Origin of the sequence: Paraburkholderia sp. GAS448 (assembly GCF_050435685.1) — a bacterium.
Taxonomy (GTDB): Bacteria; Pseudomonadota; Gammaproteobacteria; order Burkholderiales; family Burkholderiaceae; genus Paraburkholderia.
In genome coordinates this window covers 95,762-119,098 of sequence record NZ_JBNDKT010000017.1, presented here as the reverse complement: position 1 = coordinate 119,098, position 23,337 = coordinate 95,762, and the positions used below count along the sequence as shown (strand labels likewise).

The following is a 23,337-nucleotide window of genomic DNA, read 5'->3' as shown; positions in this document are numbered from 1 at the left end:
TTGATGAAGCTGTCATTTGAGGTATTGGAAGTACTCGATGCAATCGATCGCACCGGTACGTTCGCGGAGGCGGCCGAACTTCTGCATCGTGTGCCGTCGTCGTTGAGCTATCTGGTGCAGAAGCTCGAGAGCGACCTCGAAGTCACCCTGTTCGACCGGAGCGGCCGGCGGGCGAAATTCACGCACGCCGGACGGGTGGTGGTCGAGGAAGGCAGGCGTCTGCTGCAAGGTGCCGAAGAACTCGAGCTCAAGGCAAAACGCGTGCAACACGGCTGGGAAGCGGATCTGCGCATCTGCATCGACGAGATCCTGCCTTTCGATGCCATCTGGCCGCACGTCCATGCGTTTTACGAAATGAACATGGAGACTCGCCTGCGCCTGTCCAGGGAAGTGTTGGGCGGTACGTGGGATGCCTTGATCACCCGGCGTGCCGACCTGGTGATCGGCGCCGCGGGCGATCCACCCAACGTGCCCAATCTCGTCGCCCGCCCGATCGGTTCGATGCGCCACATTTTCGTGGTGGCGCCCACCCATCCGCTCGCAGAGCTGCCCGAACCGCTGACCATGGAAACCGTCGCGCGCCATCGCGGCGCGGTCATCGGCGATACCTCGCGCGAATTGGTGCCGCGCACTGTCGGCGCAGCCGCTACGGAGAATTGCCTTACGCTGCCCACCCTTGCCGGCAAACTCGCCGCGCAACTCGAAGGGCTCGCTGTCGGCACCATTCCCGAGTGCCTCGCGGCAGCGCCTATCGCACGCGGCGAGCTCGTCGCCAAGCAGGTCTTCGGCATGCGGGAAGTGACGCACTTTTATATGGCCTGGCGCGAAGACGAAACCGGACAGGCGATGCGCTGGTGGATCGATCGTCTCGACGCGCCCGATCTCGTGGAGCGTTTCGTCGGCCATCAGTACGTATGACGGCTGCCGGAACGTGTCAGGCGCCGATACAGGCCGGCCGGTAATCCTCGTCGCTCACGGCGGCGATTTTTGCCTCCAGCCCGGCCAGCAAGGCCCGCCCGTCTCGAACATCCGGATCGTCCGGGTACCCGCTCAAGCGGGCAAGCGCTCGCGACAGCAACCTGTGCGCCTCGCCCACGCGGTCCTGCTCCATCCAGAGCCGCGCGAGACTACTCGCGGCGCGCAACGCGAGAACCGCCGCGCCCTGCCGGCGCGCCGACTCCAGCGAGGTCGTCAACCATGCTTCGGCATCCGCGTCCCTCTGCAACGTGCCCATCAAGTCCCCCTTCGCACGGCACAGCTCGGCGTAGTACCACCGCTCCCCCGTCTCTTCGCAATGCTGCAAGGCTTCATCGATTGCGGCTAGCGCTTCTGTGTACTGTTCCGCACGCATCAGTGCGCGTGCGAACTGACATAGCAGCATCGTCAGCGGCGCCAGAAAGTCGATGTCGCGAAGCTCGTCCAGCGCGCTGCGAAATTGCGCCAGCCGATGCGGGTGCTCGCCGGACAGCGAAAACAGATACTCGTCGTAGCACGCACCGCAGGTGTGCCAGATCGACAGCGATACCCGCGACGAGATACCCTTCAGCATCGCGAGCCCGCGTTCTGCCGCGGCACGCTCACCGGTGAGCAGCGCTAGCGGCACAAAAACGTCGCCGAGCACATAGCAGGTCACGAGTTCGAAATCGTACTGAAGGGCAGCCTCCAGCGTCTCCCCGGCAAGCCGCATTGCCCCTGCCGTGTCCCCGAGCGCCCACGTCACGCGCGCGAGCAGCGCCCGCGCGACGATGGCCTGGTCGAACCTGAAGCCGATCGTGTTCCACCCGTGAGCCGTGGGTACCCAGGCGCTCAACATCTCTTCGAGCTTCTGCCGAGCCATGCGCTGCTCGCCGACGTAGTGCAGCGCGACGCCTTCCATGCGGCGGCCGATCAGCCTGTGCGTCGCATCGGTGAACTGACAGGCCAGCGCTTCGAAGCGCCGAGCCGCGACCAGCGCCTGACGCGCCTCGCCGCTCGCCTGATACGAGTGCCGTAGCCCGCACAACGCCCGCGATTCAAATCCGGCATCGCCCACGGCGACGGCAAGCGCCAACACTTCGGACCATGCTTCCAGCGTCTGCGCAGTAGGACCCTGCGTATAGACAAGCGCAGCCGCCCAGCTCGTCGTCAGCCTCAAGCGCGCTTCGGCCGGAAAGTTTGAAGCGTTTGCGTCACACGCGGCATCGAGCGCGACGCGCGCGCGGCTACGGCATTCGTCAACCAGAGAAAGATCGAACAGGTACGGTACGACAATCGAGGCAAGCTCGACGCCGACCGCGCGATTGCCAGTGGCCGAAAAAGCCCAGTCGAGCGCGGTTCGCACATTGCCGATTTCACGCATGAAATCCGCCAGACCGTCTTGCAGCGACGTCACCGTCAGATCGTGCCGCGCGCGTTTGAAGCGCTCGCAGAACGACTTTGCGTGAGCCAGTGCGGCGGCGCCGCGCTCGCCGTTGTCGTCGAGCCACTGCAGCGCATAGGCACGCGTCGTTTCCAGCAGACGATACCTCGGTGAAGCGCTGCCGTCGGCGCGGATGACCAGCGACTTCGACACGAGGCCACCCAGCGCATTCAGCACTTCCGCCTGCGTGAGGCCGAGTTGCGCGCCGACGTAGCAGGCCGAATCGAACGTGAACGCATCGACGAACATGCCGAGCCAGCGCAAGATGGCACGTTCGCTGTCGTCGAGCAGACGATAGCTCCAGTCGAGGGTCGCCCTCAACGTCTGATGGCGCGGCAACGCTGTCCTGTAACCTCCCGACAGTATCCGCAAGCGGTCATCGAGCCGCGCCGCCAGCACTTCGATGCCGAGGACAGCGGCACGCGCCGCGGCCAGTTCGATGGCGAGCGGAATGCCGTCCAGATGCCGGCAGACCTCCCCGGTCAGAAAGATGCTACGTTCGTCAGACGAAAATTGCGGATCGGCAGCACGGGCACGGGCGAGAAACAGCTGGACCGCACTCGTCTGCAACACGTCATCGCTTGGGTTTCCGGGGCTGGGCACGTCGAGCGACAGAACCGGATAGACGACTTCGTCACGCGAGCGCAGCGCTTCGCGACTCGTCGCCAGCACCCGCATGCCCTCGCCGGCGGCCGCCAGCGCCTCCGCCATTGCGGCAGCCGCTTCGATCACGTGCTCGCAATTGTCCAGCACAATCAACAGGCGCTTGCCCCTGATCTCATGCGCGATCTGCGCAAGCGAAAGGCCGTACGAAGAAATCTTCATGCCGAGCGCCATCGCAAGTGCGTCCAGCGCAAAGCGCGAGTCCAACACCGGCGCAAGCGACACGAACGCCACACCGTCGGGAAAGCGCGGCAGCATCTGTCTCGCCGCTTCAATAGCGAGGCTCGTCTTGCCGATGCCACCCGAGCCGACTAGCGTCACGATCTGCGCGGGTTCGATGGCGGCCAGCACGTCCGCGACGGCGCATTGCCGCCCCACCAGCGCCGACACATGGAGAGGAAGGTTGTGCGTATTTGACAGGTGTGTAGCGAGGGCGCCCTCGCCCGCCTCTGCTATCTCAGCGCCCACCCCCTTCTTCACGCCGGTCATACGGTAGCCGCGGCCCGGCACAGTCACGATGTGGTCGCGATCCGCGCCCAGCGCCTTGCGTATCGCCGCAATGTGCACCTGGAGGTTGTTTTCCTCTACGATCGTGTCGGGCCAGACGTGCCGCATGATCTTCTCCTTGGAGACCAGCGCCCCCTCCGCGGCGATCAGCAATTCGAGGATGTCAAAGGCGCGGCTGCCGAGACGTACTGATTCGCCATGCGAGCGTATTTCCCGATGCTCGAGCGAAATATCAAGTTGTCCAATTTGAATCATCGCAAGCTCGCGAATCCAGGAGAGTGAATTGATTAAGCGACAGCTTTGCGTATGTCACGATCGTCTGTTCTATGGGTTGTCAGGTCAGGACGGACGCGTGTGCAACCGGAATCCGAAAACTTCGTGAGGATCCTCAGATAGGGGAAATACTACGGGAGTTCGAGCCCGCAAATAGCGCAAAATTTCGATTGATCAAATCGAATTTTTTGAAGCTTCGATCATACAGGACGATGCACTGCGTGTTCCATCAACCAAACCCGGCCTGTATGCCGACGTGCGCTGGGCGTCCCCGTGGCCTATTGCTCCTTGAGAAGACATGGCTCAACTCCTCATGCGCATACGCGCTTGCCTTTGCTACGGCTTTGATCGTCAACCGTCGAACGATCCTTTGCACGAGTGAATCGCGCGGCTGTTTGCGGATCGCCCGCTAGTTTTTCCACTGTGCGCCAAGAATCAGCCCGCAAAAGTTCATGCGGCAGTACTCAGGATCGATCCGCTCGAGCACGTCTGCGCGGACACTGCATGCGTGAGTGCGGAAGAGTGAGACGCTGGCTGTCGATGCCTTGGGGACCAGCGCTTTTAGCAGGATTCACGACCCGCTCAGGACTTTTAAGGTTGCCATACGGCATCATTGCTGCACCAGCGTTCGATCCGTTGTGCCGCTGTCAGGATCTGCCCCACTGGACAGTGCACAGGATCCGTCGCGCGGTGCGGTAACTGAGCCCAATCTGCGCGATTTCCTGACGCCGCCTGGAAACGCACGTAATCTTGAAGGAATCTTCTATGTCTCACGACCCGTTTTCGCCCGACGCCTACGTGGTCGCGGCCGCAGGATCGAGTTGCCGAGGCACGCAGCCATGAGCGCCATGTCCACCTCCACGTGGCGCCTGCCCGGCGCAGTCGGCGCAACCTTGCTCGGCGTGGCGTTCTTTTTCTTCATCATCGGCGTCTTCGGCCTGCCCGCGTCGATCATCGCGCTCGCACTCTTCGTAGCGCTTGCCGTGGCGATCTCCCGGCGCCCACAAACCGAACGGAAACAGCCGTGAGCCTCGATCCCGCCATCCTCGCGCGCATCCAGTTCGCGTTCACCGTCAGCTTCCACATCATCTTTCCGACGATCTCCATCGGACTCGCCGCGTTTCTGGCCATCATGGAAGGCCTATGGCTGAAGACCAAAGACCCGCTCTATCTGCAGATCTACCGCTTCTGGCTCGGCATCTTCGCGATGGGCTTCGGGGTCGGCGTGGTCACCGGGATCGTCCTCTCGTTCGAATTCGGCCTCGGCTTCGCCAGATTCGGACAGACGGCCGGCCCGGCCATCGGCCCGATGATCGGACTGGAGGTCCTGACTTCCTTTTTCCTGGAAGCCGGGTTCCTCGGCATCATGCTGTTCGGCTTCAACCGGGTCGGACCGAAGCTTCACTTCCTCGCCACCTGCATGGTTGCGCTCGGCACGGTGCTATCGGCATCGTGGATCCTCTCGGCCAACAGCTGGATGCAGACCCCTGACGGCGTGGTGGTCGAACACGGCCGGGTCGTGGTGACCGACTGGCTGAAGGTGATCGTCAATCCTTCCTGGCCCTATCGCCTGCCGCACATGCTGTTGGCGGCCTACATCACCGGATCGTTCCTCGTTGCCGGCGTCGGCGCGTGGTATCTCCTGCGCGGTGAACATGAGGCGTTCGGACGCCGGACGGTCTCGATCGGCCTCACCTTCGCCACTATATTGATCGGCTGCCAGGTTTTCGTCGGCGACATGCTGTACGGGAAAATGCTCGAGCATCAGCCTGCCAAGATGCAGGCTGCCGAAGGCTTCTGGGAGAAACAGTCGCAATCACCCGCGCCCTATTACTGGTTCATCGTCCCGGATCAGGAGAACCAGCGCAATCGTTTCGCGCTTGGCACCCCTTACCTCGGAAGCATCTGGCTAACCCATAGCCTGAACGGCCGGGTCGAAGGATTGAAGAACACGCCGCGCGACCGGCAGCCTGTCATGGGTTGGGTCTTCTACGGCTTCCGGACGATGTACGGCCTCGCCATCATCATGTTCGGTGTATGTATTGCATCGCTGTGGTTGCGCTGGCAGGGCCGGCTCTTCACCACGCGCTGGTTCCTGCGAACGCTCGTCGTGATGACGCCATCCGGCGTGATCGCGACGCTCGGCGGGTGGTACCTGGCCGAGACGGGTCGCCAGCCCTGGGTGATCTACAACATCCTGCGCACGGCCGACGCCGTCTCGCCTGTCCCCGCGGGCGTCCTGCTTTCGACGCTGATTGCGTTCGTCTGCATCTATACGCTTTTCATGACCGCGTTCCTGATCTTTACTTTCCGCATGATTCGCCGCGGTCCACAGGCGGTACGGCCTGAACCGATGGCCACCGGCTCGCTCAAGCATGCGCTGAAGCCCACGGTGATGAATGATCCTGCAGGCCGTAACCCGGCTCCAGTGGAGTAGCCCGTCATGACTCTGCCGCTGCTCTCCGCGCTGTTCACCGCCTTCGCTTTGTCGCTTTACGTGCTGCTGGACGGCTTCGATCTGGGTGTGGGCGCCCTGCTGCTCGTGCAATCCGACGAACGGATGCGCGACCGCATGGTCGATTCGATCATGCCCACCTGGGACGGCAACGAAACCTGGCTGATCATGGCCGGTGTCGCGCTGCTAGCCGCCTTCCCCATCGCATACGGCGTGTTGCTTCCTGCGTTCTATATACCGCTGATCGTCATGTTGCTGGCGCTGGGGCTGCGCGGCGTCTCGTTCGAATTTCGCTACCAGATCGAGAAGGGGCGAACCTTCTGGGACGCGGCGTTCGGTGTCGGCTCGATCGTGGCCGCGCTCATGCAGGGGCTGATCGTCGGCGGGCTCATCCAGGGGGTGACCGTCGATGGTGATGCCTTCGGCGGCAGCGTCTTCGATGTTTTCCGGCCGTTCCCCGCGCTGACCGCGATCACGGTGCTCGCCGGCTATGTCGTCCTCGGCGCCGGCTGGCTCCATCTGAAAGCGACGGCGGCGCTGCGTGAATTCGCGGAGCGCCACCTGCATCTGGCGGTTCCGGGATTCGTCTGTCTCGCCGCAGCAACCTGTGCCGCCGCGGCGTGGGTTCAACCCGGCATTCGCGCCGCATGGGCCGCTCATACGATCGCGCTCGTCGTGATTACGGCTCTGTTTCTCGGTGTGACCGCCGCCTTGCTGCGCGCGATAGGCGGCCGTGCTGACGGACGTCCCTTCTTTCTGGCGCTAGCCCTGTTCGTGCTGGGCGTGGCGGGCCTTGGCTTCGGCATTTTCCCGGACATTGTGCCGTTCCGACTCTCGCTCTGGGCTGCGGCATCGTCGACCCTAAGCCATGTCTTCCTGTTGATCGGCGCGTTGATTGTCACGCCGGTCGTACTCGCGTATTCTGCCTTCGCGTACCGCACCTTTCGCGGCAAGACGCCCGAGACCGGATGGGAGGCATGAGCCCGCGCGTCCGGCGTCTGAGCTGGTTCGGCGGCCTCTATCTGGCGGCCGTCGGCACGCTGGTTCTCGTCACCGCGGCGATGCACGCCGTCCTGCGGCTCGTCGCGTGATCGTCACCTGTCGAATTCGGATTCACCCCTGCCATGAGTGACACTGCCCTGCCGGCGGCAATGCCCGCCTCGCCTCCAACCGCGCCGGCACTCATGATGTCGCCGGCGCATACGCGCCTGCTGCTCGTGGGCCTTGGCCTCGCCACCGGGATGGAGTTCTATACGTTCGACAGCATGAATCTGGTGCTGGCGGATCTGACCGGCACGCTGGGCGTGTCCGCGGACGAAGCAAGCTGGCTGCTGACCGTCTATAGCTGCGCGCTGTTTCTCGGCGTACCGGTCTCGATCTGGATGGCCGGACACTACGGCTACAAGCGCTTCCTGCTTTGTACCATCGTCGTGTTCGCGATCGCCTCGATGGGTTGCGCGATCTCTCCCGATCTCAGTTCGATGCTGGTCTGGCGCGCCATCCAGGGGCTGGCCGGGGCGGGCCTCGTCGTATGGTGGCGCGCGAGCATCTACGTGCTGATGCCCAAACCCCAGCGCAGCCCATCGCTGATGAAGGCTTCCACGCTGCTCTATCTGTCGAGCGCGGCAGGACTTCTGGTCAGCGGCTATATCACGGACCATTTCAACTGGCGCCTGATCTTCCTGCCGAATCTGCTCTATGCAGCCGCCGCGATATGGCTCCTGGTCCGCTACTTCCCGACACTCCCGCCGCCCGCCTCCGAGCGCGTGGTCAGCACCGACTGGCCCGGCATTGTTCTTCTCGCGACGGCGCTGATTTCCCTGCAGATCATCCTCAATCGCGGCGAAATCGACGACTGGTTCGGATCGCAACATATTCGCGTGCTCGCCTGGACAGGCGGCGCGGCCCTGCTTCTGTTCGTCGTCTGGCAGGCGAGCCCGGCGAATCGAACGCCGCTGCTCTGGCTCGGCCTGCTGCGTGACCGGTACGTGTTGTCGTCAGCGTTGATCGGTGTCTTCACCGGCATGATTCTGTCGGGCAGCCTCTTCGTTCTGCCCGAGTTCCTGCGCAATCTGTCGACCCATACGCATAGCGCGACCCAGACCGGGCAGATCATATCCATCTATGCGTTGTCCGCGGCCGCCATGCGGCCGCTCGTGGTCGGTCTCATCGCGCGAATCGGCCAACGCAAGACGATCCTGATCGCCCTGCTCATGCTGATCGCGTCGATGGTTCTGTTCAATCGCCTGCTGACGACGGATACGCCTGGTTATTACTATGTGGCTCCGCTGATTCTTTACGCCTGCTGCCTGTCCCCGTTGTTGCCTGCGGTGGGCAGCGGCACGGTGGCACGGATCGAGCAGAACAAGCTGCTCGACGGCGTCTCTCTTTACATGACCTTCCGCCAGTTCGGCGCTTCGCTCGGGGTCGCGCTGCTGACCATTCTCATCGGGCACCGTGAGACGCTGCATTCGTCGCGCCTGTTCGAACACCTTCGCCACGACAATCCGGTGACGCGAGACTGGCTTTCTTCGGTGAGCGCAACGCTGGTCGCGCGCGGTGGCTATACCCCGTTCGAAAGCCAGCGCGCGGCGGTACGCGTTCTCGCCGAAGCAGGCGCACACCAGGCTGCCACGCTCGCGTACGCGGACGCGTTCGCCTTCATGGCGGTCGTCGGGGTGATCGCGCTGTGCCTCGTTCCCATCATTCCGCCGACCCCGGTGGCCAAAAAATAAGGCGATGAAAACAGTGTCTCTTCCAACCCCCATCCATCCGCGCGGCCGGAGGCAGCGATGAGCGAAGCACCACCGGTTCAAAAACCGGCAACTACGCCGCCGCCCGCCATTGCACCTGCGGCGCTTCCGCCGCCTGACAATCGACGCGGGCTGATCCTCGGCATACTGGTGCTGATCGTGCTGCTGGCGATCGCCGCGTATTTCCTGGTGCCGGACCTGTACGAGAAGCAAACGGACGACGCCTATATCGACGCGCATCTCGTCTCGGTCATTCCCAAGGTCCCGGCTTACGTGCAGACACTTCATGTCAACGACAACAGCAAGGTGACGGCCGGCGATCTCCTCGTCGAACTCGATCCGCGCGACTACGTCGTTCAGGTGGATCAGGCGCGCGCCAATGTCGCGGCGGCCGTTGGCAAGCTGGAAGAGGCGCGCAATCAGGTCGCGGTGGCGGACGCCAATACCGGCCAGCAGCAGGCGGAGCTTGAAGTGGCCCGAGCCAATGCGAAGCTTGCGACCATCAACCTGGCACGGCTGCAATCCGTGGCCGACGTGCGCGCTGTGTCGTCGGAGCGGGTCGATGAGGCGAAGTCGGCCGCCGACGGTACACGCGCATCGACGACCGCGGCCCAGGTCAAGGTCGACGCGTCACAGGCGCAGGCGAGGCTTGCGCGCGCTCAGGTCAAAACGGCGGAGGCGGCCGTCGCCCAGGCTCGCGCCATGCTGGAACAGGCAACGCTCAACCTGTCGTACACAAAGATCTACGCATCGGAATCGGGCAGCGTCGCGAACAAGTCCGTCGAGCAGGGCAACTTTGTACAGCCCGGGCAGACACTATTCTCAGTTGTCCCGGACAAGCTCTATGTCACCGCGAACTACAAGGAGACGCAATTGACCCACGTCAGACCGGGCCAGAAAGTCACGGTACTCGTCGATGCGTTTCCGGACCTTCGGCTTAGCGGTCACGTCGACAGCATTCAACGCGGGACCGGCTCGCACTTCGCGCTCCTGCCGCCGGAGAATGCAACGGGCAATTTTGTGAAGGTGGTGCAGCGGGTGCCGGTGAAAATCGAACTCGACAACCCTGGGGAAGCACTTAAATTGATCTCGCCGGGCATGTCGGTCGAGACGGAAATCTTCATCAGGGAGCGCCCGGCATGGCCTGGTTTCTGGAACTAGCGGCAGCGAGGCTGGCGCGGCTTCCTCCTTGCGGGCGAAGGCGTGCCGCCGCTATCGTCGCGGCATGGACCGGACTCCTCGCGGGTTGCACCGTGGGTCCCGACTATGTGCCGCCGAAACCGGACATGCCCGCCAGTTTTACGGAACATACCGGCTCGGCGACGAGCGCCGCGCAAGGGTCGCCCACATCGAACGATACCTGGTGGCAAGGCTTTGGCGACCCTACGCTCAACTCGCTCATGGCAGACGCGCTGCGCTCCGCTCCCGACCTGGCTGTTGCCAAAGCACGCATACGCGAAGCGCGGGCCTTGCGCGGTATCGCCGGAGCAGATCAATACCCCAGCGCTGACGTCGGCGCCGAATACGATCGGACCCATGGCAGCGCCAATGTGCCGGTCGGCGTGCCGCCTGGCGGTCTCGGTCCGGGCGTCAACGGCAATCTATGGCAGACGGGCTTCGACGCATCGTGGGAAATCGATGTGTTCGGCGGCAAGCGGCGCGGCGTCGAGGCTGCTGACGCGTCGTATCAGGCTATCGTGGCCGAACGCGGGGATGTCGAGTTGACGCTGCTCGCGGAGGTCGCGCGCAACTACATCGAGTTGCGCGGCGTGCAGCGGCAACTCGCCGTCGCCCGCAGTAATCTTTCGATCCAGCAGGACTCGCTATCGCTGACCCGCTCGCAATTCGATGCGGGGTTAGCCTCGCGTCTCGATGTGCTGCGTGCGCAGGCTCAAGTCTCGGATACAGAAGCCGCCATTCCGACATTCGAGGCGAATGAACGGGCGTCCATTTATCGAATCGGTGCGCTGATCGGTCAACCGCCGGAACAACTGCTTGCCCAGCTGGATGCCCCACAAGCGATTCCTTCGGCGATCGCGGATGTGCCGGTGGGTCTGCCCTCCGACCTTCTGCGCCGCCGGCCGGATATCCGCGCTGCCGAACGCCAGATTGCCGCCGCGAACGCCCGCATCGGCGTCGCTCAGGCCGATCTTTATCCGCACTTTTCGCTGACCGGGGTTGCGGGTCTGCAGAGCCTGAACGCGTCGACTTTTCTAACCGCGCCGAGCCGCTATTTCTCGATCGGCCCGAGCATCAACTGGCTGATCTTCGATGCCGGCAAGGTTCGCTTCGAAATGCACGCTGAAGAAGCGCGGACCGATCAAGCCGCCGCCGCGTACCAGCGGACGGTTCTCGGTGCGCTACGAGATGTCGAGACCGCGCTCGTGTCTTATGCGCAGTCACAGGTGCGGCACGAGAGGCTTGCGGCCGAGGTCACTGCCGATCGGGAAGCCGTGACCATCGCGACGCGTCTCTATCGGCAAGGCCTCAATGACTTCCTCTCGGTGCTCGATGCCGAACGCTCGCTGTACGCCGCCGACGACAGACTGGCGCAGAGCGAGCGTGACACGGCGCTCGAACTCGTTGCGCTTTACAAAGCGTTGGGCGGCGGCTGGCGGGCAGAAGGCGATGCCGCAAACAGGCAGCGAATATAGCAATGCTGCCGGTTCAGAACGCCGGCAGCCTCAATCGCCTTAGCCTTGATCGGCTTCACGCCGCCTCAAGTTTGCGACTCAATGAATGCAAGAAGATCGGCATTGATGCGATCCGCTTCCGTCGTGCACATGCCGTGAGGTGCGCCGGCCGTCACAACAGACACACGGGCGATGAGGCGCGCGGCTGCGCTGGAAGTGGAGTTGTTCATGGCGATCCTCACGCTGCGGCGGCCGGCGCACGGGTGTTCGCCGCAGCGATGAGCGTCTGCCGGATACCTTCCGCATAAGATGTTTTACGGATCGCTCCGATCAGGTGCTGCAGCGCCGAATCGTCCATGATCAGCGGGTCGGTCATCAGGTAGTTCATCTCGACCATCTCGCGCATGAAAGGGTTGAACAGGCCCATCAGGCGCAGCGTCATCTTGCCTGCCACGCGTAACTTGAGCTTGTTGCCAGTCTGGCGCTCCATCTCGGACACCAGTTCGCGCTGCGTCGTGACACCCGCGCCGGCGAAGTTCCAGATCTTCCCGAACGCGGCGGGGGTATCGAGCAGCCGCGTGACCACCGGACCCACGTCCGGTACGAAGACGAACTCGTGTGGGCGGTCGATCGGCCCGACCATATCTGCGGTGCCGCCGTTCACCGCGGCCTGCGCCGCGCGGTGCAGCAGACTGGCTTCCACGCCCGGACCATAGAAGTCCGGCAAGCGCAGGACCGTTGCGTTGACGCGGCCGTCGCCATGCGCTTGCATCAGCAGATCCTCCTGCGCCTTGCGCATGCGGCCCTTGAACGTGTGCGGCTCACGCGGGTGGTCTTCGCGCACCGGGCTGGCTTCTGCCATGCCGTACGGGTATACGGTGCCGATCAGGATGATGTTTTTGACCCCGGCGGCGACCGCGCCCGCAATCGTCTTGCGCATCAACTCGGGATGCAGTTCGAACTGCCAGTAGTTCACGCCGACCATATAAATCAGCGTCTCGACGCCCTTAGCTGCTGCCAGCACCGAGGCGGGCAAGTCCGGGTTCCAGGTGACGATCTCAGCAAGCGGGTCGACGCCGAATGCCTTTTGCAGGCTTGCTTCGTTACGACCGACGACGCGATAGGGACGGCCCTTGCTGCGCAGGGCGGAGGCAATGCTTTGACCGATGACGCCAGCGGCGCCGAACAGGGCTACTTTGGACATGATGATTCTCCTTGGGGGTGCAAGCTCAGGAAGAGAGGTGGCGAAAGATCGCAACAGAGATCGATGAGGCACGAGAGAGCACAGTCCGCAGACAGGCGTCGAAAACGGGTTGAACTGGTGCCCGCAGCCAGGCTTCAAGTGCTGCGACGGAAGCAGCGAACACTACGTCGATGACCTGCCGGGTCCACACGGCTGTGACGCAGGTACCCTGGCGGGAAGATGTTCGGGCGTCGATGGCTGCGATGTTCATTTTTAGCTCCGTGGACTTCGATTGATCTTGCTGCTGGAGACTGTAGTTTGCTCAATGGACAGCCAAACGAAAATTGCCTAGACTTGTATTGCTTCTATACAAAAATGCATACCATGATTCAACGCGAACCGAACTGGGAGTGGTACCGCTCCTTTCTGACGGTCCTGGAGACAGGTTCACTGTCAGCGGCCGCACGCGCGATGGGTATGACCCAACCGACGATCGGCCGTCACATCGACGGTCTTGAATCGGCACTGGCGTTAAAGCTCTTCACGCGCTCGTTCGATGGCTTCGCGCCCACCGACGCCGCGCTCGAACTGAGGCCCTATGCCGCCGGCGTGGCCGCGACCTCCGCGGCACTGCTGCGGGTGGCCAGCAGCCACGGGGCAGGCGTTCGCGGTACGGTGCGATTGACTGCAAGCGAGGTCATGGGCGTCGAGGTGCTCCCGCCTATCCTCGCTGCGTTGCGCAACGAGCACCCGGAACTGGTCATCGAACTGGTGTTGTCGAACAAGATGGATGATTTACTGCACCGCGAGGCGGACATCGCGGTGCGCATGCTCCGGCCTACGCAGGACGCATTGGTGGCCAGACGCGTAGGCGCCATCGAAGTCGGTTTGCATGCTCACGAAGACTATCTGGCAGCGCATGGCACGCCCAATTCGATGGATGAGTTGTTCCGTCACGCGATCGTCGGCTTTGATCGCGAGAACGCGTACATCCGCCGGTTCCAGGATCAATTCCCCGTGTTCTCGCGCGCTGCCCTTGCCTTTCGTGCCGACAGCGACCTGGCCCAGCTAGGCGCCATCCGCGCGGGCTTCGGCATTGGCGTGTGCCAATCGGCGTTGGCCGCGCGGAACAAGGCGCTTGTACGAGTGTTACCGGCCAGTTTCTCGCTGGCGATGGACACCTGGGTCGCCATGCACGAGGACCTGCGCGAGAGCGCGCGTTGTGCGGTGACGTTCGCGGCGATCGCCGCAGGGCTGAAGGATTACATAAGGCGATCGTAGCGTACCTGAAGGCTGCCGACGACGGGTAGTCGGGAGGCGCTGGCGGGAGTGTGTACTGGCCGGTTACGCTCGACTTGTTGCGAATGGCTGGTTTCGAGAAAGGCAAAGGGGCGGTGTTGCCACTCGCCGGCATTCCGCCCGGTAACGCCCTATCGAACTGGGCATCTTCCATTACGATTCATGTTCGGATGGTGCTGGAGCACCATCGAACCGCGTGCTCACAAACATCTGGCAAGCACCGTGCTGACTTCTTCTTTGTGTTTTCCGGAGACTCCATTCACTCAAGAACTGGAGTCTGCGGAAAACCGGGCGCGGTTTCATGCCTACGTTCAGGAACCGGTCACGATTGCGAGGCTTGGGCAATAATGCGTTGCGCTCAAGTATGGCGCTTGCTGTGAGCGGACTCCAGCAGCGCTAGACGTGGGTGGATCGATAAAAACTGACGCATTGTTCGATCCCGCGGGAGCGGTGAGGGTCATCGTCACTTTCCACCAGTTGCCCGATTTCACCGCGCTCAGCGAGGTTGCCTGTCCGGCGCCCCATGTCCCTCGCACTACGGTGCCCGTATTCGTATTGAGGACCCAGCCAAATTCGGTACCGCTCGGGTCATCGGTCTGGATTGATCCGCCAGGAAAGACCGTCGCGTTGGTGGTAGCGAGAACGTAGTCAGTGAAACTATACGATTGACCGCCCTGAACCCTGATGATTTCGTGGACATTTGAGACTGACGAGCCGTTCGTGCTGGTAACCGTTGCGGCCCCCTTGTCCACGCCCGATATATCGGGCGCAGGCACGGCGGTGCCGCCATTTTGTTGCGACCATGCATCGGGTGTGGCGAGACTCAATGGCGAATTGATCAGATTGTTTGCATAGCAGGCGGCCACGGCCCTATCGGCCGGCGGTCCATAAAAGCTTGCAATGCTCGCCTGGATTGCGTTATCGGTCGTGTCGGATGTCGCCTTGGTGATCACCGCTCCTTCGAAGAATTGAACGGGAGCAGCGCTACCGTCGCCGCCTTCGCCAAGCGACAGACCGCCTTGCCATTGCCCGTTAAATGCATGACCCGCGTCGTTGCCAAAGTTCAGGGCTTCTGGGGGCGCCCGGTCGTAGAGTGCCGTAAGTACGCTCTGCGAGGCAGAGCCGCCTTTGACCGCGAAGATATTTGACGCGGTCACCGGTGAGTATTTGGAGAGCACCGTGACGAACTTTTCTCTTGGCGGCTGCTGCGGGCCGTAGAGATAGACGCCTGCCTCTGCGTCGACGCCCGGCCAGTTAATGTCGAGTGCGTTGCATACGGGGTCTTTTACGTTGGGTGCCTGGTTCGAGTCGCCATCACAATAGCCAAAAACAGCCGCGTTGCCGTTTGAGAACGCCAGCGCGAACATTTCGCCTTCGACTTCTCCATGGGCATAGGTGCTGGAGTTAGCACTGCTTTCCATATTTCCATAAGTCCCGCAGCAAGTAGAGGACTGGCTATAGTGCGCTCCCGCCACCATATATTCGGCGATATCGCTATCACCGATCGACTGGTTCACCGTGCCGAACCGGTTGCGGTACGCTTGTCCCGCCAAAGTACCCAGAGCCGGAATCTGGGCGCCTTGTAGCGGCACGAAGCCCAGCTTCGCCGGTGTGCCAGAGAGCGCCGGCAAATCGTTCCCGATCGATAACTGGAGGGTCGGTGACTGGGTCGTCAACGCAGTGGGGGGCTGGAGCAGTTGAACGGTCAGTGCTCCACCGGTTCCAGGAAGCGTGATCGTCGCAAAGCCGTTGAGGACCGGAACAGTCGTCGTTTTTTGCGACCCTGATCCGCTATTCGGAACGGTCAGTGACTCCGTTCCGTCCTGGTTGAGTGTGAGGGTGGCCGACACATTGCCAAACGCGCCTCCCTTGAGGGGCGCAACCAGATCGATCTGATCGTAAATGTAAGTGACGGAACAGGTTGTATTGTTGCAGAACGCGTTTGCGCTTTTGACATTGGCTGAGCCGATCAGCGTGTGGTCAGCGCCGTTCGGCAAGGTACTCGACGTATAGGGATAGATGTCCTGAGTTGCATTGTCAGACGCCCGTTGAACCTGGAATAACGGGCCCCTGTAGTTCTTTGTTAGCAAGCGTGTCACGCTGTGAGCCGCGGAGCACGGCGTGTTGGCAGTTGCGGCGACGTCGCAAGGTAGAGGAACCGCCGTTGTCTCTTCCGCTGATGCACTGTAATTCGACTGGGCTGCGGCATTCGTCGGTGACGAAATTGCGTTCGACACACCTGTCGCTTGAGATGCGGACGTGCCGCTACTATCTCCATTACATGCGGCAAGCCCGACGGTCATCGCCAACACAACAGCAATTAATCCAATTCCTCTGGACATCATGACCTCCTCCTATGAAACCACGCTCCCGATTAGACCCATACAACTTAGTTATGCAAACTGAGTTACAAAGAATCGTCACTGGTCAAGCAGGTATTCCTCGGAACTGTCACTCACTCCCGGCGGGTTAAAAAATGTGCTCCCAAGTGACGCAACGCGCCGCCTCGGCCATGCTGCGCCTTGATCGGACGCCAGTCGATCGCGATTCCGCACAGGCGCGGCTCGTGGCCGGAAACGATGCTCTCACCCTCGCTACGCTCGGAAATGAGGTTGATCGTTTGGTCGACCATCCGATGACGCGCGGCGGTACGACAGCCTCGCAAGGTAATAATATTAGTCAATAATATCGCTTCTCCGTCTCGGGATAATCCCTTATGTCTGCATAAACGGATCGAGCGATTGCGCCCAGATATTGGTGCAAGCAACGCGTTTGGCCTGCGCTTGAGCAATATTATTGCTAATACTACAACTAATAAATTGACCGGTCTGCCGTCTGCCGTAATTGGCGACGAGCGGCAGAGAAGGGTCCAACTCCGGCGATTCGATCCGGATCCGAAAATGTCCTGTTGCAGGCTGACAGCTGGAGCCTTTCACCTGGCACCTTGTTCGCAGCGAGCGACGCCGTCAGGACAACACATCGTCGCAATGACCTTGCAGGCCTCGCCCGCAAACAGGTCTGTGCTCGCGTTGGATAACAAATCCGTAATCCGCTCGACGCTCGCCGGTCAGAATCGTTCCGGCAGAATCGCCTCATAGCGTCGTTCGCCGGACGTCTGTCCAAAGGATATCGGGAAGACCACGATGATCGGTTCACGTTCTACCAACATGCTGCGCGACGGCTTGCGTTCGCTTTCGGTCGCGGCGCTCGTCGGTTTCGTAAGTGTCTGTCATGCACAATCTGCCGTGAATGCGCCGGACACTGCCGGGGGCGCGAACACGCCGTCCATCGCAACCTGTATCGCGTGCCACGGCGCATTGGGCGCCGGCACCGTAACCGGTGGGCCACGGCTTGCTGGCAAAGATCCAGATTATCTCGCGCATGCATTATCAATGTTCAAGGCAGGCACGCGCGCAAACGCTGTCATGCAGACGGTCGCACACAATCTTTCCGATAGCGAGATACGTGAGCTCGCAACCTATTTTTCAAAGCAGAACCCGCCGCTTGCGGAAGGTGCGCCTCCGCCGCAGGACCTCGTGATCGCCGGAAAGCAGCTCGCCGAGATCGGTGCTGGATCCGACGTTCCTGCCTGTTTCAGTTGCCACGCGGCCGGCGGCAAAGGCAATGGCGCGCGCTTTCCGGGCATCGCAGGCGAACCCGCGGCATTTGTCGTCGCTCGCTTACACGAATTTCAGGCGCGCGCGAAGGGGAAAGCGCCGGCGCCGGGAACGATGACGGCCGTCGCGGCGACGCTGAACGACGCGCAGATCGAAGAGGCTGCAGCTTACCTTTCGGTAATCAGGCCTTGACGACCGATAACGTGTGATCTGCGCGTCAACATTGCGTCGATTGGTGTTGCTGCTCAACGCCTGACAGCGTTTGTGACGTGGATTTCCGTACGGCAACCCATAATCTTTGTGCCGGGTACCTATGCGATTTCTCGTGTGGAATAAAGTCGCCGTAATATCGGGGCTGGTAGTAATGCTTGCCGGCTGCTCTGTGAGTAGCGACGATTCGAATTTGAGTGCGGCGCAGAGCCCGCAGCTACCTCAATCATATCCTTGCCAGAACATGCATGTTAAAGCGCCGACCTGCCCACCCGGATAGGCAAGGCCTCATCGGCAGAAAGCGCCGTTCGAACGACCGTGCATTGGCGTGAGCCGCTGACCGCAAATCGCCGAACGCGTTCCGATTATGAACCGACGCGTCCGCGTCCCGTCAGCTAATGATGCGTCAGATGTGTGTTTGTTCGACAGCCTTTGCTCTCTATGGCTAACACACATTCCGTTGCTCTCGTCCAAACCAATAATGCGGATGTTTCCGCGTCTCACGGATCTGCAGCAAGGGCAGCAAGATGCCCTACTCTTGCAACGACGTGCGCATGAAGGGCGACGACCTGTACCTCAAGCGCGATAGCGGCGAGATCGTACAGTTTGTCGAGGCGCATTGAACGCCACCGCGAAAGAAGCGATCGCCCGAACGGCCGGCGTCGAGAGGGCTTCTCAGCCAAATAATTGCACCGTTGGCCTCGGACCTCCACTGGCGGCTCGCCGGAAACGAGATTCACTGAATGGTTACAGCGCAGATGATTGATTGCACGCCTACCCGGGCGCGCAAGCCACTGCCCGGCATTCATGAAACCACCTCATAAGGACATGCGGCGTGCCGACATATAAAAACGCGCCAACCTTGGGTACATTTGCGCTGACGAAGCAGCAAGATGTGACAACCCTGTTGGACGCGATCGATCAGATCGAAAGCCTTAAAAGAGCGCTGGCAGCAAAACAGATGGAAGTCGACGTGCTTACCGAGGCACTCGACTGCGCGCGACATCGCTTCCTTAGGGCCGCCAATTAGCGGGGGTCAGGGGTGTTGGCCCACTCCCGCACGGCCTGTACGAAAAGCCTGAGTGCGGTCGGAGGATGGCGATTGGCGGGGTAATAGAGGCACAAGCCCGGAAACGAAGGGCTCCACTCGGGAAGCACCTGCACCAGCGTCTTTGCCGCGATGTGCTCTGCAACCAGATAGTCAGGCACCCAGGCGATGCCGATTCCGGCTAGCGCCGCCTCGACCATCAGGTTCAGATTGCCGAGCGTCATGGGACCATCGACATCGACACTGGCGCTTTTGCCGTGGTACTCGAGGTCCCAACGATAGAGCGCACCGCTTTCGAAACGGAAACGGATACACCGGTGTTTCGCCAGGTCGTGCGGCGCCTTTGGCGCTTCATGGCGTGCGAGATAGTCGGGTGATGCCACTGCGGCAAACCGCATGTCGGCGCCGAACCTGATGGCGACCATGTCACGTGGCACATCCTCCAGGACCCGGATACCGGCATCGAAACCTTCGGCCACGATATCCACGAGTCGCGTATCCACGACGAATTCGACGTGAATATCCGGGTAGGTCGCGAGAAACCCGGGCAGCACGTGCCGAACGATGGATTTCGCGGCAGATTCGGACGCGCTGATGCGGATCGAGCCCGACGGGCGATCGCGTGCGGAAGCGACCTCGTTCACCGCATCCTCGAGGTCGGCGATAGCAGGCCCGACACGCCGCAGCAGTTGTTCGCCTGCTTCGGTCAGCGCGACTGAGCGGGTCGTCCGGTTGAACAGCCGCACGTCGAGTCTCGCTTCGAGACCTCGCATGGCATGGCTGAGCGCCGAGGGCGACACGCCGAGCGTGCGCGCCGCCGCGCTGAAGCTTCGCTGGTGCGCGATCGCGACAAACGCAGTGAGTTCGGACAGACCAGCACGCAGCATAGTTGAATTTTCCTCATAACCCCATGAAATTGTAGCCGTATTGTTGAGCGGTTCACAACAGCCTAAGCTTTACCCTTATTGAACGTCGAGTGGCGTTGATCCGGGCGCCACGCCCGTCACTTTTCGAAAGGAGCACGGACATGCAAAAGCGCAAACTTGGAAACGGCGGTCTCGAAGTGTCGGCGATCGGTCTTGGCTGCATGGGTTTGAGCTTCGGCTACGGCCCGGCCACGGAAAAAACCGAAGGCATCAAGCTGATTCGGGCCGCTTTCGACCAGGGCGTCACGTTCTTCGACACAGCCGAGTGCTATGGCCCATTCGCCAACGAGGAGCTGGTCGGCGAGGCGGTCGCGCCGTTTCGCGACCAGATCGTGATCGCGACCAAGTTCGGCTTTCAGGACGGCGACGCGAAGAACCCGCTCGACAGCCGGCCCGAACGCATTCGAGCGGTCGCCGAGGCGTCGCTGAAGCGTCTGAAGACCGATCGTATCGACCTGTTCTATCAACATCGCGTCGATCCGAACGTGCCGCTCGAAGACGTGGCCGGCACCGTCAAGGATCTGATCGCAGAAGGCAAGGTCAAGCACTTCGGCATGTCCGAAGCAGGCGCGCAGTCGATCCGGCGCGCCCACGCCGTGCAGCCGGTGGCTGCGTTGCAGAGCGAGTATTCGATGTGGTGGCGCGAGCCGGAAGAGACGGTGCTGCCTGTTCTGAAAGAACTGGGTATCGGCTTCGTGCCGTTCAGCCCGCTCGGCAAGGGCTTCCTGACCGGCGCAATCGACGCGAACACTTCGTTCGACAAGACCGATTTCCGCAACATCGTGCCGCGCTTCTCCGAAGAGAACCGTAAGGCCAATGCGGGCCTCGTCGAAGTGCTCGGCAAGATCGCCGATGGTAAAGGCGCCACGCGCGCGCAGATTGCCCTTGCCTGGCTGCTGGCGCAACACCCATGGATCGTGCCGATTCCGGGCACCACCAAGCTGCATCGGCTGGAAGAAAACGTCGGCGCGGCCGCAGTCGAATTGTCGGCTGACGATCTGTCCGCGATCACAGCAGCACTGAAGCAGATCAAGATCGTGGGCGATCGCTATCCGGCCCACCTGCAGCAGCGCGTCGATCGCTAACGCTCCTGCTGCACCCAACCACTGCGCCTCCGTTATCACCAGCTGCTGGTACCGGGGCGCGCTATTGGCGTGAAAAGAAATGCCGAACCGAAAATCCAGTCCATGTCGCTGAACGATCGATCATCCGCGCAAACGGGAATGGCGGGAACGTTTCCCGGCGCTGCGACCGAAAGCGTGAGTAACTCCGGCGCGGACGTGCGTCACAGCGCCGATCAGCACGGTCTGCGGATCCTGGCGATCCTGAGCCTCCTGATGGCCTTTGCCTCGATATCGACGGACCTGTACCTGCCCGCGCTCCCCGCGATGGCGCTTGCGCTGCACGCCGACGCAGGCGCGGTCGAGTTGACGATTTCCGGGTATCTGATTGGCTTCAGTCTGGGCCAGCTGTTGTGGGGACCTGTCGGCGACCGGTACGGCCGCCGTCTGCCGATCGCAATCGGGCTGGTGCTGTTTGTCATCGGCTCAGCCGGCTGCGCGCTCTCGACCGACGCGCCGATGCTGGTCGGATGGCGAGCCGTACAAGCCGTGGGCGCGTGCGCAAGCGTCGTGCTCGCCCGTGCGATGGTGCGCGATCTCTACACCGGTCACCGCGCGGCCCAGATGATGTCGACCTTGATGACCGTCATGGCGATCGCGCCGCTCTTGGGGCCGAGCGTGGGCGGACTGATCCTCCACGTAGCGTCGTGGCGCGCGATTTTCTGGACGCTGGTCGGTGTCGGACTGCTAACGCTCGCAGCACTGCGCGCCCTGCCCGAAACCCTGCCTGCATCGCGCCGCAATCATGAACCGCCCGGTCGGGCTCTCGCCGCATACGCCGGGTTGTTGCAGCATCGCCGGGTACTCGGCTACGCGGGTGCCGGAGGATTTTTCTACGGCGGCATATACGCCTATATCGCCGGCACGCCATTCGCCTACATTACGTATCACCACGTCTCGCCGCAGTTTTACGGCGTGCTCTTCGCTGCGGGCATCGTCGGCATCATGATCACGAATCAGATCAACGCCAGACTGGTACCACGGTTCGGCAGCGACCGGTTAATGCGCGCCGGCGCACTCGGCGCGGCAATCGCGGGCGTGCTGCTGGCAATCAATGCGTGGACCGACTGGGGCGGACTGCCGGGCCTTGTGATCCCTCTCTTCCTGTTCATCTCCGCGACCGGCTTCATTGTCGCCAACTCGATTGCCGGTGCGCTCGGCACCTTTCCTGCGCGCGCCGGCGCCATGTCGGCACTGATCGGCGCGATCCAGTACGGCACCGGCATCTTTGGATCGGCACTGGTCGGTTTCTTCGCCGACGGTACGCCCTGGCCGATGGGTGGCGTGATTGCGCTGATGAGCATCGGGAGTCTGCTTTGCGCAATGCTTCTCGTATCGCCTCCTGTCGCAATATCCAGCGAAGCGACAGCGGCCAGGTGAGCAACAGCGGGATCGCCGGATCAGACGGGCGCGACATGCCGCATTCCCATCCCTATTGTTAGGTTTTCGGAAACAGTGAATTCGGAAATTAGGTATTTACCCTAGCTCCTCACACTCCTAGACTGTCCGTACCGCTGCAAAAAAACCAACTTGCAGCCCAAACAAGACAATCTCTGGAGGTAATAATCATGAAGTCGCTCATCCAAGCCGTTGTTGTTGCCGCTACCCTTGCTGCTCCGGTCGCTGTTTTCGCCCAATCGAACCAACCCTTGACCCGTGCGCAAGTTCGCGAAGAACTGGTTCAAATCGAAAAAGCTGGCTACAACCCGGCCAGGTCCAACCCCTACGATTACCCGGCGAACATCCAGGCTGCTGAAGCCCGCGTTGCTGCCCAGAACAGCGCAATGGGTGGCGTAGTCGGTGGTTCGTCGCAGCGGGGTCAGGCAGCAGCTGCCCAGTAAGCCTTCAGGCCAACAAGCTGTTTCTTTGCCAGAGCGCGAGACCTCGCCGCGCCTGGTCGCTATACATCACTGGCCCGCGATTGCTGCCTTGCTGCAATCGCGGGTCCGGTTCATATCAGAACCTCCGCCCCCGGGCTCCCGGTGGCTTCGCCTGGCCTTCAGTGACCGGGCGCTTTTTCGTTCGCCTTTTCGAATCGCCTGCCTGGCCAGAGTCGCCGCTTAGCCGTCGAGGCTTCCTGACGGAGTCGTCGTTCGACAACGGCAGGCAACATCGCCCATCGTATTCACCCAGAACCAGCCTGGCCGTTCGGCAAGGACGTGGCTAAGCGTCGTGAACTGATAATCCTTTTTGTCCGCCTGAACCCGGCTAAGAAAGGCGACTGCCGACAGCACACAGATTATTTATGTGG

The 23,337-nt window shown here is 61.7% G+C and carries 20 protein-coding genes; 13 read left to right on the top strand and 7 right to left on the bottom strand.

Annotated features, from left to right (window positions below; genetic code table 11):
- Positions 1-3 precede the first annotated feature (3 nt).
- Positions 4-918 (top strand): LysR family transcriptional regulator, encoded by a 915-nt coding sequence (locus tag P3T23_RS27635; RefSeq protein ID WP_429319270.1) that lies wholly within the window; start codon positions 4-6, stop codon positions 916-918.
- Between the two features lie 16 nt (positions 919-934).
- On the opposite strand, the gene P3T23_RS27630 is transcribed toward P3T23_RS27635, so the two are convergent.
- Positions 935-3,823: an ATP-binding protein gene (locus P3T23_RS27630; RefSeq protein ID WP_429319269.1), complete on the bottom strand. Its 2,889-nt coding sequence runs from the start codon at positions 3,821-3,823 to the stop codon at positions 935-937.
- An 866-nt stretch (positions 3,824-4,689) separates the two neighbouring features.
- Here P3T23_RS27630 and P3T23_RS27625 point away from each other — a divergent pair.
- The 6 genes from P3T23_RS27625 to P3T23_RS27600 all read left to right on the top strand — a co-directional run bounded on the left by P3T23_RS27625 (position 4,690) and on the right by P3T23_RS27600 (position 11,703).
- On the top strand, positions 4,690-4,869 hold the full coding sequence (locus tag P3T23_RS27625; RefSeq protein WP_429319268.1) for a hypothetical protein: 180 nt from the start codon (positions 4,690-4,692) through the stop codon (positions 4,867-4,869).
- Positions 4,866-6,278: a cytochrome ubiquinol oxidase subunit I gene (locus P3T23_RS27620; RefSeq protein ID WP_429319267.1), complete on the top strand. Its 1,413-nt coding sequence runs from the start codon at positions 4,866-4,868 to the stop codon at positions 6,276-6,278. The genes P3T23_RS27625 and P3T23_RS27620 overlap by 4 nt, the downstream gene beginning before the upstream one ends.
- Before the next feature lie 6 nt (positions 6,279-6,284).
- On the top strand, positions 6,285-7,277 hold the full coding sequence (gene cydB / locus P3T23_RS27615) for a cytochrome d ubiquinol oxidase subunit II (RefSeq protein WP_429319266.1): 993 nt from the start codon (positions 6,285-6,287) through the stop codon (positions 7,275-7,277).
- A gap of 143 nt (positions 7,278-7,420) precedes the next feature.
- Positions 7,421-9,031 (top strand): MFS transporter, encoded by a 1,611-nt coding sequence (locus P3T23_RS27610; protein ID WP_429319265.1) that lies wholly within the window; start codon positions 7,421-7,423, stop codon positions 9,029-9,031.
- Between the two features lie 57 nt (positions 9,032-9,088).
- On the top strand, positions 9,089-10,210 hold the full coding sequence (locus tag P3T23_RS27605) for an HlyD family secretion protein (RefSeq protein ID WP_429319264.1): 1,122 nt from the start codon (positions 9,089-9,091) through the stop codon (positions 10,208-10,210).
- On the top strand, positions 10,189-11,703 hold the full coding sequence (locus P3T23_RS27600) for an efflux transporter outer membrane subunit (RefSeq protein WP_429319263.1): 1,515 nt from the start codon (positions 10,189-10,191) through the stop codon (positions 11,701-11,703). Before P3T23_RS27605 ends, P3T23_RS27600 begins: the two co-directional genes overlap by 22 nt.
- Before the next feature lie 65 nt (positions 11,704-11,768).
- Here P3T23_RS27600 and P3T23_RS27595 read toward each other — a convergent pair whose 3' ends face one another.
- The 3 genes from P3T23_RS27595 to P3T23_RS27585 are packed head-to-tail and all read right to left on the bottom strand — an operon-like array spanning position 11,769 to position 13,136.
- Positions 11,769-11,912 (bottom strand): hypothetical protein, encoded by a 144-nt coding sequence (locus P3T23_RS27595; protein ID WP_429319335.1) that lies wholly within the window; start codon positions 11,910-11,912, stop codon positions 11,769-11,771.
- Positions 11,913-11,920: 8 nt separating this feature from the next.
- Positions 11,921-12,886 carry an NAD-dependent epimerase/dehydratase family protein gene (locus P3T23_RS27590; protein ID WP_429319327.1) on the bottom strand — a complete coding sequence of 322 codons (966 nt, stop codon included), beginning with the start codon at positions 12,884-12,886 and terminating at the stop codon, positions 11,921-11,923.
- Between the two features lie 25 nt (positions 12,887-12,911).
- The gene (locus tag P3T23_RS27585) at positions 12,912-13,136 is read right to left on the bottom strand and encodes a hypothetical protein (protein ID WP_429319262.1); all 225 of its coding nucleotides are present in this window, start codon (positions 13,134-13,136) and stop codon (positions 12,912-12,914) included.
- Positions 13,137-13,249: 113 nt separating this feature from the next.
- Here P3T23_RS27585 and P3T23_RS27580 point away from each other — a divergent pair, with 113 nt between their 5' ends.
- Positions 13,250-14,146, top strand: a complete 897-nt coding sequence (locus P3T23_RS27580; RefSeq protein WP_429319261.1) for a LysR family transcriptional regulator — start codon at positions 13,250-13,252, stop codon at positions 14,144-14,146.
- A gap of 329 nt (positions 14,147-14,475) precedes the next feature.
- On the opposite strand, the gene P3T23_RS27575 is transcribed toward P3T23_RS27580, so the two are convergent.
- Both P3T23_RS27575 and P3T23_RS27570 read right to left on the bottom strand, forming a co-directional pair.
- Positions 14,476-16,509, bottom strand: a complete 2,034-nt coding sequence (locus P3T23_RS27575) for an arabinofuranosidase catalytic domain-containing protein (RefSeq protein ID WP_429319260.1) — start codon at positions 16,507-16,509, stop codon at positions 14,476-14,478.
- Between the two features lie 110 nt (positions 16,510-16,619).
- Positions 16,620-16,796, bottom strand: coding sequence for a hypothetical protein (locus P3T23_RS27570; protein ID WP_429319259.1), 177 nt, complete (start codon positions 16,794-16,796; stop codon positions 16,620-16,622).
- A gap of 511 nt (positions 16,797-17,307) precedes the next feature.
- Between P3T23_RS27570 and P3T23_RS27565 the strand changes: the two genes are divergently transcribed.
- Positions 17,308-17,973, top strand: a complete 666-nt coding sequence (locus P3T23_RS27565; RefSeq protein WP_429319258.1) for a c-type cytochrome — start codon at positions 17,308-17,310, stop codon at positions 17,971-17,973.
- 853 nt (positions 17,974-18,826) lie between these two features.
- On the top strand, positions 18,827-19,021 hold the full coding sequence (locus tag P3T23_RS27560) for a hypothetical protein (protein WP_429319257.1): 195 nt from the start codon (positions 18,827-18,829) through the stop codon (positions 19,019-19,021).
- On the opposite strand, the gene P3T23_RS27555 is transcribed toward P3T23_RS27560, so the two are convergent.
- Positions 19,018-19,926, bottom strand: coding sequence for a LysR family transcriptional regulator (locus P3T23_RS27555; RefSeq protein ID WP_429319256.1), 909 nt, complete (start codon positions 19,924-19,926; stop codon positions 19,018-19,020). The genes P3T23_RS27560 and P3T23_RS27555 overlap by 4 nt on opposite strands.
- Positions 19,927-20,066: 140 nt before the next feature.
- Between P3T23_RS27555 and P3T23_RS27550 the strand changes: the two genes are divergently transcribed.
- The 3 genes from P3T23_RS27550 to P3T23_RS27540 all read left to right on the top strand — a co-directional run bounded on the left by P3T23_RS27550 (position 20,067) and on the right by P3T23_RS27540 (position 22,927).
- Complete coding sequence (locus tag P3T23_RS27550; protein ID WP_429319255.1) at positions 20,067-21,050, top strand: aldo/keto reductase; 984 nt, start codon at positions 20,067-20,069, stop codon at positions 21,048-21,050.
- Positions 21,051-21,278: 228 nt separating this feature from the next.
- Positions 21,279-22,466 (top strand): multidrug effflux MFS transporter, encoded by a 1,188-nt coding sequence (locus tag P3T23_RS27545; protein ID WP_429319326.1) that lies wholly within the window; start codon positions 21,279-21,281, stop codon positions 22,464-22,466.
- A gap of 188 nt (positions 22,467-22,654) precedes the next feature.
- Complete coding sequence (locus P3T23_RS27540; protein WP_429319254.1) at positions 22,655-22,927, top strand: DUF4148 domain-containing protein; 273 nt, start codon at positions 22,655-22,657, stop codon at positions 22,925-22,927.
- The last annotated feature ends 410 nt before the right edge of the window (positions 22,928-23,337 follow it).